The organism is Micromonospora aurantiaca ATCC 27029 (assembly GCF_000145235.1).
Lineage (GTDB): Bacteria > Actinomycetota > Actinomycetes > Mycobacteriales > Micromonosporaceae > Micromonospora > Micromonospora aurantiaca.
Genome location: NC_014391.1, coordinates 2,531,924 through 2,545,000, shown reverse-complemented (window position 1 = coordinate 2,545,000; position 13,077 = coordinate 2,531,924). Strand labels below are relative to the sequence as shown.

General features: G+C 73.8%; 13 protein-coding genes (1 of these 13 running past the window's edge). 9 read left to right on the top strand and 4 right to left on the bottom strand.

Going from position 1 to position 13,077, the window contains the following annotated elements; translation table 11 throughout:
• Window positions 1–346, bottom strand: the beginning of a protein-coding gene (gene tyrS, locus MICAU_RS11960; RefSeq protein WP_041799235.1) for a tyrosine--tRNA ligase. It extends 938 nt beyond the left edge of the window; 346 of the gene's 1,284 nt are visible here — the first part of the coding sequence; the start codon lies at window positions 344–346; its stop codon lies beyond the left edge, outside the window.
• Window positions 347–447: 101 nt separating this feature from the next.
• On the opposite strand from tyrS, the gene MICAU_RS11955 reads away from it, so the two are divergent.
• The 4 genes from MICAU_RS11955 (at window position 448) to MICAU_RS11940 (ending at window position 2,831) form a co-directional block, all read left to right on the top strand.
• On the top strand, window positions 448–837 hold the full coding sequence (locus tag MICAU_RS11955) for a PaaI family thioesterase (RefSeq protein ID WP_013285572.1): 390 nt from the start codon (window positions 448–450) through the stop codon (window positions 835–837).
• An 86-nt stretch (window positions 838–923) separates the two neighbouring features.
• Complete coding sequence (locus MICAU_RS11950; RefSeq protein ID WP_013285571.1) at window positions 924–2,150, top strand: NRAMP family divalent metal transporter; 1,227 nt, start codon at window positions 924–926, stop codon at window positions 2,148–2,150.
• Window positions 2,147–2,527 carry a hypothetical protein gene (locus MICAU_RS11945; protein ID WP_013285570.1) on the top strand — a complete coding sequence of 127 codons (381 nt, stop codon included), beginning with the start codon at window positions 2,147–2,149 and terminating at the stop codon, window positions 2,525–2,527. Before MICAU_RS11950 ends, MICAU_RS11945 begins: the two co-directional genes overlap by 4 nt.
• Window positions 2,514–2,831 (top strand): hypothetical protein, encoded by a 318-nt coding sequence (locus tag MICAU_RS11940; protein ID WP_013285569.1) that lies wholly within the window; start codon window positions 2,514–2,516, stop codon window positions 2,829–2,831. The genes MICAU_RS11945 and MICAU_RS11940 overlap by 14 nt, the downstream gene beginning before the upstream one ends.
• 30 nt (window positions 2,832–2,861) lie before the next feature.
• Here MICAU_RS11940 and MICAU_RS11935 read toward each other — a convergent pair whose 3' ends face one another.
• The 3 genes from MICAU_RS11935 to MICAU_RS11925 form a co-directional block, all read right to left on the bottom strand.
• Window positions 2,862–4,217: a hemolysin family protein gene (locus MICAU_RS11935; RefSeq protein ID WP_013285568.1), complete on the bottom strand. Its 1,356-nt coding sequence runs from the start codon at window positions 4,215–4,217 to the stop codon at window positions 2,862–2,864.
• Window positions 4,218–4,363: 146 nt separating this feature from the next.
• Complete coding sequence (locus MICAU_RS11930; RefSeq protein ID WP_013285567.1) at window positions 4,364–4,999, bottom strand: hypothetical protein; 636 nt, start codon at window positions 4,997–4,999, stop codon at window positions 4,364–4,366.
• A 9-nt stretch (window positions 5,000–5,008) separates the two neighbouring features.
• Window positions 5,009–5,512: a GNAT family N-acetyltransferase gene (locus MICAU_RS11925; protein ID WP_041798969.1), complete on the bottom strand. Its 504-nt coding sequence runs from the start codon at window positions 5,510–5,512 to the stop codon at window positions 5,009–5,011.
• 133 nt (window positions 5,513–5,645) lie between these two features.
• Here MICAU_RS11925 and ppdK point away from each other — a divergent pair, with 133 nt between their 5' ends.
• The 5 genes from ppdK to pflA all read left to right on the top strand — a co-directional run bounded on the left by ppdK (window position 5,646) and on the right by pflA (window position 13,074).
• Window positions 5,646–8,306 carry a pyruvate, phosphate dikinase gene (gene ppdK / locus MICAU_RS11920; protein WP_013285565.1) on the top strand — a complete coding sequence of 887 codons (2,661 nt, stop codon included), beginning with the start codon at window positions 5,646–5,648 and terminating at the stop codon, window positions 8,304–8,306.
• A 12-nt stretch (window positions 8,307–8,318) separates the two neighbouring features.
• Window positions 8,319–8,762 (top strand): hypothetical protein, encoded by a 444-nt coding sequence (locus MICAU_RS11915; protein WP_013285564.1) that lies wholly within the window; start codon window positions 8,319–8,321, stop codon window positions 8,760–8,762.
• 167 nt (window positions 8,763–8,929) lie between these two features.
• Window positions 8,930–9,940 (top strand): alcohol dehydrogenase AdhP, encoded by a 1,011-nt coding sequence (gene adhP / locus MICAU_RS11910; RefSeq protein ID WP_013285563.1) that lies wholly within the window; start codon window positions 8,930–8,932, stop codon window positions 9,938–9,940.
• Window positions 9,941–10,006: 66 nt separating this feature from the next.
• Window positions 10,007–12,250, top strand: a complete 2,244-nt coding sequence (gene pflB, locus MICAU_RS11905) for a formate C-acetyltransferase (RefSeq protein ID WP_013285562.1) — start codon at window positions 10,007–10,009, stop codon at window positions 12,248–12,250.
• The gene (pflA, locus tag MICAU_RS11900; protein WP_013285561.1) at window positions 12,247–13,074 is read left to right on the top strand and encodes a pyruvate formate-lyase-activating protein; all 828 of its coding nucleotides are present in this window, start codon (window positions 12,247–12,249) and stop codon (window positions 13,072–13,074) included. Before pflB ends, pflA begins: the two co-directional genes overlap by 4 nt.
• Window positions 13,075–13,077 lie beyond the last annotated feature (3 nt).

Genomic DNA, 13,077 nt, shown 5'->3' with positions numbered 1-13,077 from the left:
GCGAGAGCTGCTCGCGGATGCGCTCGACCCAGCCGGCGATCACCTCGGGCGGGTTCAGCGTCCGCTCCGCGCTCTCCTTCGGGTCGCCGATCTGCCCGGTGGCGCCACCGACGAGCAGCAGCGGACGGTGCCCGGCCTGCTGGAGCCGGCGGGCCATGACGACCTGCATCAGGTTGCCGATGTGCAGGCTCGGCGCGGTGGGGTCGAAGCCCACGTAGAAGGTGGTGCTCCCGCCGTCGAGCAGCTCGCGCAGTTCGTCGAGGCCGGTCGAGTCCTGGATCAGGCCCCGCCACAGCAGGTCGTCGGTCAGGGAGTCCCGCCCCTGCGGGAGGTTGCTGTCGGTCACGGTCACCGATTCTCCCCCATCACCGGGCCCGGCCCGTACCGGGTTTGCCGATGTGACGCCGACTAGGCTGGCGGCGCCGTCGAACGCGAGGAGGAACCGCGGTGGACATGCCGAACATGACCGGTGGCTTCGTGGCCCTGCTGGGCCTGACGTTCGACGAGGTCAGCGGGGACCGGGTGGTGATCCGCTGGAAGGTGCGCCCGGAGCTGCACCAGCCGTACGGGATCCAGCACGGCGGCGTCTACTGCTCGGTGGTGGAGACGGCGGCGAGCATCGGCGGCGCGCTCTGGCTGGGCGACAAGGGCAACGTGGTCGGGGTGTCGAACCAGACCGACTTCCTGCGCGCGGTGCGGGACGGCGAGCTGACGGCTGTCGGCACGCCGGTGCACCGGGGCCGCAGCCAGCAGCTCTGGCTCGTGGAGATCACCGACGCCGACAGCCGGCTGGTGGCGCGCGGTCAGGTACGGCTGCAGAACCTCACCGCCGCCTGACATCCGCGGGCTCGCCGATTCAGCCCGAAAAGGGGCACTGACGCCGATATCGTCGCCTCGGTGAGGACATCCGCTCCCGATCCGACGTGAGGAAGCTGTTCGCCGCCACGCTCGGCGTGCTGTCGGCGGTCGGCGGCTTCGTCGACATCGGTGACCTGGTGGCGGCCAGTCAGGCCGGCGCGCTGTTCGGCATGGCCCACACCTGGGTGCTGCTGGTCGGGGTGGTCGGCATCTGCGCGTACGCGGAGATGGCCGGCCGGATCGCGGCGGTGAGCGGACGGGCGGTGTTCGACCTGGTCCGGGAGCGTCTCGGGCCGCGCGTGGCGCTGCTCAACCTGGTCGCGTCGTGGCTGGTCACTGTGGTCACGCTCGCTGCGGAGCTGGGCGGGGTGGCGCTGGCGCTGCAACTGGCGACCCGGCTGAGCCACCTGTTCTGGGTGCCGCTCGCGGCGCTGGCCGTCTGGCTGGTGCTGTGGCGGCTGCGGTTCGAGCTGATGGAGCGGATCTTCGGCCTGGCCGGGCTGACCCTGCTGGTGTTCGCTGTCGCGCTGGTTGCGCTGCCGACCGACTGGCCGGCACTCGGGCAGGGCGTGTGGCAGGTCAGCGCGTCCGGGCACGGCTGGCCGCTGTACTGGTTCGTGGCTGTGGCGTTGTTCGCCTCGACTGTGAGCCCGTACGAGGTGTTCTTCTTCTCCTCCGGCGGCGTCGAGGAGCGGTGGGGCGCGGCGGACCTGGCGCGGGCCCGCTCGAACGTGCTGATCGGTTTCCCGGTGGGCGGGTTCCTGGCGTTGTCGCTGGTCGCCGTGGCGGCGGTGGCCTACCACCCGTCCGAGGCGTCGTTGGGCACGCTCGACGAAGTGGCGCGGCCGGTGGCGACGGCGCTCGGCGGCGCCGGCCTGGCCGCCGCGGTGCTGGCGTTCTTCGCGGTGACGTTCGGCGCGGCGCTGGAGACCGGGCTGTCGGCGGCGTACGCGGCGGCGCAGTACTTCGGGTGGCAGTGGGGCAAGCGGGTCCGCCCCCGGGAGGCGGCCCGGTTCCACAGCGTGCTGCTCGTCGGTCTGCTGCTCGGTGTGGTGATGCTGATGACGACTGTGGACCCGGTGCGGCTGACCGAGTACATGCTGGTGCTGAGCGCGGTGGTGCTGCCGCTGACGTACCTGCCGATCCTGGTCGTGGCCAACGACCGCGGGTATCTCGGCGACCGGGTCAACGGGCGGTGGCTGAACCTGCTCGGCGCGGTGTTCCTGCTGCTCATCGTCGCGGCCTCGGTGGCGGCGATCCCACTGGCGATCATGACGGGGATGGGGCCATGAGGGTTCAGCTCGCCAGGCGGCTGCTCGACCGGCAGATCGTCGACGTGGACGGGTTGCTGGTCGGGCGCGTCGACGACATCGCGTTCGCTGTCGACGACGAGGGCTACCCGTACGTGGACAGCCTGCTCACCGGGCAGGGCGCGCTCGGCGAGCGGATCGGCGGGCGGGTCGGGCGGCTGCTGGTGGCGGTGGCGGACCGGTTCACCGACGACCCGCCGGTGCCGCCGTTGCGCGTACCGCTGTCCCAGGTCGCCCGGGTGGACAGTGCGGTGCGGCTGCGCTGCCCGGCGACGGACCTGCCGCCGTCACCGGTGGAGGCGTGGCTGCGCCGGCACCTGATCGAGCGCATTCCGGGGTCCGGTCGTGCGAGCGGGTGAGCTGCTCGGCCGCACCGCGTACGACCTGCACGGGCGGCGGCTGGGCCGGGTGGTGGACGTGGTGGTGCGCGGCGGGTGGCCGCCGGACCGGCTGCGGATCACCGACGTGATCGTCGCCGGGCACTGGTGGACCCGGGTGATCAGCCGGCTGATCGGCCCCGAGCTGCACCCGTCCGGGCCGTGGCTGCTGCGGGTGATCGCCCGGTTGGTCGGGCGGAGCACCCGCCAGCTGCCCGCCGACGCGGTGCAGCTGCTTCCGCCGGTGCCCGGCTTCCCGTTCGGCCCGCCGGCCGGGCACCGCTGAGCCGGGCGCCGGGGGACCGGCCGGGGCCGGTCAGCGGCGTGCCTCGTCGAGTTCGGGGGCGTCGGCCGGGCCGGCGGCGCCGTCGGTGGTGTCGCCGTCCGGGGAGCCGTCGTGGCGGCCGCGGCGGCGGACGTGCACCTCGGTGATGGCCCGCTGGTCGACGCCGGCCACCGACAGCTCCCAGCCGTCCACGGTCACCTGCTCCCCCGCCACCGTCGGGATGTGCCCGAGGCAGATCAGCACCAGCCCGGCGACAGTGGTGTAGTCGCCCGCCGGCCGGTTCGGCAGCTCCACGCCGAGGTCGGTCAGGTCGTGCACCGGGAACGTGCCGGGCAGCACCAGCGTGCCGTCGGCCTCGGTGCGCACGGCGCGCAGGTCCCGGTCGGTCTCGTCGTAGATCTCGCCGACGATCTCCTCCAGGATGTCCTCCAGCGTCACGATCCCGTCGACCGCGCCGCGCTCGTCGACCACGAGCGCGATGTGCTGGCGCTCGGCCTTGAACTGGCGCAGCGCGTCGACCACGGGCAGCGAGTCGGGCAGCAGCATCGGCGGTCGGGCGATCTCGTCGACCGGCCGGTCGTCGGAGACGCCGACCAGGTCCCGCAGGTGGATCACGCCCACCGCCTCGTCCAGGCCGCCGTGGCGGACCACCGGCGCCCGGGAGTGGCCGGTCGCCGCCAGGACGAGCCGCGCGGCCTCCGCGGTGGTGCCGCTGTCGAGCGTGAAGACCTGCAACCGGGGTACGAGCACCGCCCGCAACTGCCGGTCGGCGATCTCCACCGCGCCGGCGATGATCGTGCGCTGTTCCTTGGTGAAGCCGTGGTTGCCGGCCACGATGTCGCGCAGCTCGTCCGGGCCGATCTCGTCCGGCTCGGCCTTCGGGTCCAGGCCGAACAGGCGTACCACCAGGTCGGTGGTCGCGCCCAGCAGCCAGACGGCGGGCCGGGTGATGCTGGACAGCACGTCCAGCGGACGGGCCACCAGCAGCGCCCACCGCTCGGCCGACTGCATGGCGATGCGCTTCGGGGCCAGCTCACCGAAGACGAGCGTGACGAACGTGAGCACCAGGGTGACCGCGACGATGGCGACGGTCTCGGCGGCGTTGCCGAAGACGCCCAGCAGCGGGACGAGCGGCCGGGCCAGGGACACCGCGGCGGCGGCGGAGGCCAGGAACCCGGCGAGTGTGATGCCGATCTGGATCGTGGCCAGGAACCGGTTCGGGTCCTTCGCGAGACGGGCGAGGGTCCGTCCGCCGCGGCTGCTGCGCTCCAGCCGCTGCACCTGGCTGTCGCGCAGGGAGACCAGGGCCATCTCGCTGCCGGCGAACACCGCGTTGAGGATCACCAGCACACCGACCAGGGCAAGCTGGCTCCAGTAGCTCTGCACGACCGGTTATCTCCCTCGGCCCGATCCGGGTCGGCCGATGGCCGACTCGCCGGCCGGTAGATCCGGTCGGCGTGGCCCTCTGTTGCCCCGCGGGCCCGCGCCTGAATCCTGTGTGATCACTGAGCGTCGGGCGGCGGGTGCCGAGTTCACCCGCTCGTGGCGGGGACCGGCAGGTCGAGCACGTACGCGCCGCCCTCGGGGCGGAACCCGAGCCGGTGGTAGTAGGGGGCGATCATGCCGGGCGGGCTGACCACCCGGCGGAAGCCCCGGTCGGTGAACAGCCGGCTGCGCCGGTAGACGAACTCCCCCGGCGTGAAGTCGCGGAACGGCGGTGTCACGTAGTCCAGGTCGATCTGGGCCACCCCGCCCGGTTCGGCGTGCGAGAGCATCACGCCGACCACCTCGTCGGCGCGTACCACGAGGAACGCCGAGCGGTCGGCGGCGGCCGGATCCCAGCGGAAGCCCGGGTTGAACCGGGCGATGTCGGCGGCGTGCACCCGCAGCGTGTGCGCCAGGAACGCGTCGCCGGTGCCCACCTCGACCACCTGGTAGGTCTGCTCGTCGTGCCGGGTCGCCAGCAGCTTGCGCAGGTACCAGACGTTGATCACGGCGAGCACCACGTTCAGCCCGACCATCGGCCAGACCTGCACGGCGGTGTTGTAGCCGATCAGGATGAGGCAGCCGACCAGGTTGAGCGCGCGCAGCCGCAGGATCCGGGTCTGCAGCAGGGACCAGACCAGCAGCGCGGAGCCGGCCCAGCCGACGAGTTCCAGCCAGTTCACCCGGGGAGACTAGCGGTCTGCCTGGTCAGACCCCTCGGCGGGCAGCTCCAGGACGTACTCCTCGACCTCGGTGCCGCGCGCCGGGGCGTACCCGGAGTCCTCGCCGATCACGACGAAGCCGCACTTGCGCAGCACCGCGAGCGAGGCGGCGTTGTCCTTCGCGGCGCGAGCGTGCAGCGGCCGGTGCGGCACCTCGCGCAGCAGCGCGCGCAGCGCGGCGGTGGCGTGGCCGCGCCCCCAGTGCGCCGCGTCGATCCAGTAGCTGACCTCGGTCTGCTCGCCGACCGGGAACGCGGCCACCCGCCCGACCAGCCGGCCGCCGACGACGACGGCGCGGTTCACGATCCGCTCGTCGGCGCGGATGCGCGCCCAGTGCGCGTCGAACGCGGCCCGGTCGGACGGGTCCTTCGGGCCGAACGCGGCCATCCAGTTCGCCTGCGGGTCCTGCTCGTGGGCGAAGAAGGCGGGCAGGTCGTCGTCGCGCACCGGGCGGAGCAGCACCTCGTTGGTCACGGCCGGAACGATACGGGCACCCCCCGACACTCTCGGGACCTCCGGCCCGGTGTGTGTCCCGTCCGGCCCTGCCGCGCCGCCGCCCGGCCCGGCTACCAAGGAGGTGGAACGACTCAGCCGAGGAGGCCGGACCATGTCGAAGTACGTCTACGACTTCATCGAGGGTGACCGCAGCCGGGCCGACCTGCTCGGCGGCAAGGGCGCGAACCTCGCCGAGATGACCCGGCTCGGGTTGCCGGTGCCGCCCGGGTTCACAGTCACCACCGACGCGTGCCGGGCGTACCTGGCCACCGGTGCGCCGCCGGACGGCCTGTACGAGGAGATCAACGCGCATCTGCGGGAGGTCGAGGCGCGGCTGGACCGGTGGCTGGGCGACCCGCGTGACCCGCTGCTGCTGGCGGTGCGCTCCGGCGGGCGGTACTCGATGCCGGGGATGATGGAGACGATCCTCGACATCGGGCTCAACGACACCACCGTGGCCGGGCTGGCCGCCCGCACCGGTGACGAGCGGTTCGCCTGGGACTCGTACCGGCGGCTGATCCAGATGTTCGGCCGGACCGTGCACGGCATCCCGGCCGAGGAGTTCGAGCACGAGCTGGCCGCGCTGCGGGCCACCGCCGGGCCGGGCGGGCCGGGCGCCGACCAGTTGCGCGACCTGGTCGAGACGTACAAGAAGATCTTCACCCGGCACGTCGGGCACGATTTCCCGCAGGCCCCGCACGAGCAGCTTTTCCTGGCCGTGCGCGCGGTGTTCGAGTCCTGGCACTCGGAGCGGGCCCGGATCTACCGGCGGCAGGAGCGCATCCCGGACGACCTGGGCACCGCCGTCAACGTGATGGCGATGGTGTTCGGCAACCTCGGCCCGGACTCCGGCACCGGTGTGGCCTTCACCCGCGACCCGGCCACCGGCGCCCCCGGCGTGTACGGCGACTACCTGACCGACGCGCAGGGCGAGGACGTGGTGGCGGGCATCCGCAACACGGTGCCGCTGACCGAGCTGGAGCGGCTGGACCCGGCGAGCTTCCACCGGCTGCGGGAGATCATGGCGACGCTGGAGCGGCACTACCGCGACCTGTGCGACGTCGAGTTCACCATCGAGCGCGGCCGGCTGTGGATGCTCCAGACCCGGGTCGGCAAGCGCACCGCGGCGGCGGCGTTCGTGATCGCCGCGCAACTGGCCGAGGAGGGCCTGATCACGGCCGACGAGGCGCTGACCCGGGTCAGCGGGGCGCAGCTCGCCCAGCTGATGTTCCCGGCCTTCGACGCCGCCGGCGCGCCCGAGCCGCTCGCGGTCGGCGTCGGCGCCTCGCCCGGCGCCGCGGTCGGGCGGGTGGTGTTCGACTCCGCCGCCGCGGCGGCGGCCGACGGACCGGTGATCCTGGTCCGGCCGGAGACCAACCCGGACGACCTGCCCGGCATGATCGCCGCGACCGGGGTGCTCACCTCGCGCGGCGGAAAGACCTCGCACGCCGCGGTGGTGGCCCGGGGCATGGGCCGGACCTGCGTGTGCGGCGCCGAGGCGCTGGGCATCGACGTCGAACGCGGTGAGTTCACGGTGGGCGAGCAGGTGGTGCGCGCCGGCGACGTGATCTCGATCGACGGCACCAGCGGGCGGATCTGGTTCGGCGAGGTGCCGGTGCAGCCGTCGCCGGTGGCCCGGTACCTGACCGGTGAGCTGCGGCCGGAGGCCGACCCGCTGATCGCCGCCGTGCACCGGCTGCTCGGCCACGCCGACGCGGTCCGCACGCTCGGCGTCCGCGCCAACGCGGACACCCCGGACGACGCCCGCCGGGCCCGCGAGCTGGGCGCCGCCGGGATCGGGCTGTGCCGCACCGAGCACATGTTCCTCGGCGAGCGCCGGGAACTGGTCGAGCGGCTGATCCTGGCCGACGGCCCGGCCGAGGTCGGCGCCGCGCTGGACGAGCTGCTGCCGTTGCAGCGGGCCGACTTCCTCGGACTGCTCACCGCGATGGACGGGCTGCCGGTGACCGTCCGGCTGCTCGACCCGCCGCTGCACGAGTTCCTGCCTCCGCTCGCCGAGCTGACCGCCCGGGTGGCGGGCGCGCAGGCGCGCGGCGAGGAACCGGGCCACGACGGCGTGCTGCTGGCGGCGGTGCGGCGCATGCACGAGACGAACCCGATGCTGGGGCTGCGGGGCGTACGGCTCGGGCTGGTGGTGCCGGGCCTGTTCGCGATGCAGGTGCGGGCGCTGGCCGAGGCGGCCGCGCAGCGGGTCCGGGCCGGCGGTGACCCGCGCCCGGAGATCATGGTGCCGCTCGTCGGTGACGTGCGGGAACTCGCCGCGGTGGCGGACGAGGCACGGCGGGTGCTGGCCGAGGTGCCTGACGCACCGGACATCCCGGTCGGCACCATGATCGAGACGCCCCGGGCGGCGCTGACCGCCGGGGACATCGCCGCCGAGGCGCACTTCTTCTCCTTCGGCACCAACGACCTGACGCAGATGACCTGGGCGTTCTCCCGGGACGACGTGGAGGGCGCGTTCTTCTCCACGTACCTGGAACGGGGGATCTTCCCGGTGTCGCCGTTCGAGAGCATCGACGCCACCGGCGTGGGCCGGCTGGTCCGCCTCGCCGTCGCCGAGGGGCGGGCGGCCCGGCCGGACCTGACCGTCGGCGTCTGCGGTGAGCACGGCGGCGACCCGGAATCGATCGGGTTCTTCGCCGACGCCGGGCTCGACTACGTCTCCTGCTCGCCGTACCGGGTGCCGGTGGCACGGCTGGCCGCCGGCCGGGCCGCTGTCGAGGCCCGCACCGAGAAGTCCGACTCCCGCTAGGAGGGCAGCACCATGACCGCCATCTTCAACCCGACCGGACCGGCTGTCACGCCGCTCCCCCGGCCCGCGCCGCCGCCGGCCGCGACTCCCGCCCCCGCCCCGGCCGGGCCGGTCGGCCCGGTGCTGGAACTGCCCGGGGACGCCGCGCTGGTGCCGGTGAACCGTGACGGCCGCCCGGTCGGCGTCTTCGTCGCGGCCGGCGGCCGGGTCCGCTACCGGCGCGTGGTCGAACCCGACCAGTTGGTCGCCGCCGCCACCGGCGCGTTCGCGGTGGCCGCGCTCACCGCCGCCGTGGCGGTGTGGTCGCGGCGCCGCCTGCCGTCGGTCGGCACCGTCACCATGGGTCCGGGCGGATGGGTCAGCCTGCGCGGCGTGCCGGCGCCGCAGCTGCGCCCGGACCACAGGCCCTGGTGGGCGCGCCTGCTGCGGGCCCGCCGCCTGGTCGTCGACCGCTGAGCACCCCAGGGGTACGGCCGCCGGTACGTCACCGGCGGCCGTACCGCCGTTCCCCCGCGCGCCCGCGAGGAGGGCCGTTGGTCCCGGGTCACCGCGGTCCTGCGCCCCTGCCCGGACGCTCCCGGGTGGACGACGCTGAGGGGGAGAACGAGAGAGGGAGGCCCCCGATGCGCGCCAGTGTCGTCACCGCGTTCGACCGTCCGATGGAGATCACCGAGCGTCCCGTGCCGGAGGTCGGCCCGGGCGAGATCCTGGTCCGCATCGAAGCCAGCGGACTCTGCCACACCGACATCCACGCCGCCCGCGGCGAGTGGCCGGTGAAGCCCACCCCGCCGTTCGTCCCCGGACACGAGGGCGTCGGCCTGGTCGAGCAGGTCGGCCCCGGCGTCACCGAGCACGCCGTCGGCGACCGCGTCGCGCTGCCCTGGCTCGGCTGGGCCTGCGGCACCTGCGCGTACTGCGTGACCGGCTGGGAGACGCTGTGCGAGTCGCAGCGCAACACCGGCTACAGCATCGACGGCGCGCACGCCGAGTACGCGGTCGCCGCCGCCCGGTACGCGGTGCGCGTGCCCGACGGCGTGGACCCGTTCGAGGCCGCGCCGCTGACCTGCGCGGGCGTCACCACGTACAAGGCCGTCAAGGTCGCCGGGGTGCGGCCGGGCGAGCGGGTCGCGATCTTCGGCATCGGCGGCCTGGGTCACCTCGCCCAGCAGTACGCCCAGATCTTCGGCGCCGAGACGATCGCGGTGGACGTGACCGCCGAGAAGCTGGAGCTGGCCACCTCGCTCGGCGCCGCGCACACCGTCGACGCCGCCACCACCGACCCGGTCGAGCGGATCACCGCGCTGGGCGGCGTGGACGTGGCGATCGTGCTGGCCGCGAGCCCTCGCGTGATCGAGCAGGCGCACCGCTCGCTGCGCCGCGGCGGCCGGCTGGTGCTGGTGTCGCTGCCCGCCGACAACGCGATCACCCTGCCCGTCTTCGAGACGGTACTCAAGGGCATCACGGTGCTCGGCTCGATCGTCGGCACCCGCGCCGACCTGGCCGAGGTCTTCGCGCTGCACGCCGCCGGCCGCACCCGGGTCGTCTACGAGACCCGCAAGCTGGACGACATCAACGAGGCGGTGGACGACGTCCTCGCCGGCCGGGTCGCCGCCCGGCTCGTGCTCCAGCCCTGACCCCCGCCCCCGGTCCCCGCACCCGGCGGGGACCGGGCCACCGCCGACGCCCGGAGAGGGACCGACATGACCGCCACCGAACCCCTGGCCCCCTGGCGCGGATTCCACGCCGGAGCGTGGCAGGAGACAGTCGACGTGGCCGACTTCGTCCGCCACAACCACGAGCCGTACACCGGGGACGCGTCGTTCCTCACCGGGCCGACGCCGCGCACGCTCGCGGTGTGGGACCGGCTGCGGGAGATGTTCGGCGAGGAGCGGCGGCGCGGCGTGTACGACGTCGACGCGGCCACCCCGTCGACCATCACCTCGCACGCACCGGGCTACATCGACCGGGAGCGGGAGCTGATCGTCGGGTTGCAGACCGACGCGCCGCTGCGGCGGGCGATCATGCCGGCCGGCGGGCTGCGGATGGTGGAGACGGCGCTGCGGGCGTACGGACGCGAACCGGACCCGCGGGTGCACGAGATCTTCACCCGGTACCGCCGCACGCACAACGACGCGGTCTTCGACGCGTACCCGGCGAACGTGCTGGCCGCGCGGCGCTCGCACGTGATCACCGGGCTGCCCGACGCGTACGGGCGCGGGCGGATCATCGGCGACTACCGCCGGGTGGCGCTGTACGGCGTGGACCGGCTGGTCGAGGAGCGCCGCGCGCTCAAGGCGGCGCTGGACGACCGGCGCAGCACCGACGACGTGATCCGCGACCGGGAGGAACTGGCCGAGCAGATCCGCGCGCTCGGTGAGCTGAAGGAGATGGCCGCCTCGTACGGCTTCGACATCTCCCGCCCGGCCGCCACCGGCGCGCAGGCGATCCAGTGGCTCTACTTCGCCTACCTGGCCGCCACGAAGGAGCAGAACGGGGCCGCGATGTCGCTCGGCCGCACCGCCGGGTTCGTCGACGCGTACCTGCGGCGGGACATCGCCGAGGGGCGGCTGGACGAGAGCGGCGCGCAGGAGCTGATCGACGACTTCGTGATCAAGCTGCGGATCATCCGCTTCCTGCGCACGCCCGAGTACGACCAGCTGTTCTCCGGCGACCCGACCTGGGTCACCGAGTCGCTCGGCGGGATGGGCGCGGACGGCCGGCCGCTGGTCACCCGCACCGCGTTCCGCTACCTCCAGACGCTCTACAACCTCGGCCCGGCGCCCGAGCCGAACCTGACTGTGCTCTGGTCGCCGCGGCTGCCCGAGGGCTTCAAGCGGTTCTGCGCCCAGGTGTCGCTGGACACCAGCGCCATCCAGTACGAGAACGACGAGCTGATCCGCCCGGCGTACGACGACGACACCGCGATCGCCTGCTGCGTGTCGGCCATGCGGGTCGGCCGGGACATGCAGTTCTTCGGCGCCCGGGCGAACCTGGCGAAGGCGCTGCTGTACGCGATCAACGGCGGCCGGGACGAGCTGACCGGCACGCAGGTGGCCCCGCCGGCCGCGCCGGTGGGCGGCGAGACGCTCGACTACGACGAGGTGCTGGCCGCGTACGACCGGACACTGGACTGGCTGGCGCAGACGTACGTGGACGCGCTGAACGTGATCCACCACCAGCACGACAGGTACGCGTACGAGCGGCTGGAGATGGCGCTGCACGACCACCCGGTGCGCCGGTTCATGGCCACCGGCATCGCCGGCCTGTCGGTCGCCGTGGACAGCCTGTCGGCCATCCGGTACGGCCGGGTGAAGGTGCTGCGCGACGCCACCGGCCTGGCCGTCGACTTCGCCGTCGAGGGCGAGTTCCCGACGTACGGCAACGACGACGACCGGGCCGACGAGATCGCGGTGTGGCTGGTCGAGACGTTCGCGGAGAAGCTGCGCCGGCAGCGCACGTACCGCGACGCGGAGCTGACCATGTCGGTGCTCACCATCACCTCGAACGTGGTGTACGGCAAGCACACCGGCAACACGCCGGACGGCCGGCGCGCCGGTGAGCCGTTCGCGCCGGGGGCGAACCCGATGAACGGGCGGGACACGCACGGTCTGGTCGCCTCGGCGCTGTCGGTGGCGAAGCTGCCGTACGACGCGGCCCGCGACGGCATCTCGCTCACCGGCACCGTGACGCCGGACGGCCTGGGTCACACCCGCGACGAGCGGATCGCGAACCTGGCCGGTGTGCTCGACGGCTACGCGGACGCCGGCGGGTTCCACCTCAACGTCAACGTGCTGGACCGGGCCACGCTGCTGGACGCGATGGCGCACCCGGAGCGGTACCCGCAGCTCACCGTCCGGGTGTCCGGGTACGCGGTGAACTTCGTCCGGCTCACGCCGGAGCAGCAGCGCGACGTGGTGTCGCGGACCTTCCACGGGTCGCTGTGAACGGCCGCCTGCCCGCGCCGCCGGAGGTGACTCCGGCGGCGCCGGAGGTGACTCCGGCGGCGCCGGAGGTGACTCCGGCGGCGCCGGGTGCCGTCTCCGGCGCGGTGCACTCGTGGGACACCTCGGTCGGGGTGGACGGGCCGGGCACCCGGTTCGTGGTCTTCCTGGCCGGCTGCCCGCTGCGCTGCCGCTACTGCCACAGCCCGGACACCTGGTACGGCCGCAGCGGTCGCCGCCGCACGGTGGACGAGATGGTCACGCTCGCCACCCGGTACCGCCGCTTCATCCAGGTGGCGGGTGGTGGCGTCACGGTCAGCGGCGGGGAGCCGCTGCTGCAACCGGCGTTCACCCGGGAACTGCTACGCCGCTGCCACGACGACCTCGGCCTGCACACCGCGCTCGACACGTCCGGCTTCCTCGGCGTCCGCGCCGACGACGCGCTGCTGGACGCCACCGACCTGGTGCTGCTCGACGTGAAGGCGGGCAACCCGCAGACGTACCGCCGGGTCACCGGCACCGGCCGGCTCGCGCCGACGCTGCGGTTCGCGCAACGGCTGGCCGACCGGGGTACGCCCATCTGGATCCGGTACGTGCTGGTGCCCGGGCTGACCGACGCGGTCGACGAGGTGGAGCGGGTGGCCGACGTGGCCGCCGGGCTGGCGACGGTGCAGCGCGTCGAGGTGCTGCCGTTCCACCGGCTCGGCGCCCACAAGTACGCCGAGCTGGGCCTGACGTTCCCGCTGGCGGACACCGAGCCGCCGGATGCCGGCCTGCTGACCCGGGTACGCGGCCAGTTCGCCGCCCGCGGTCTCACCGTCACCTGACGG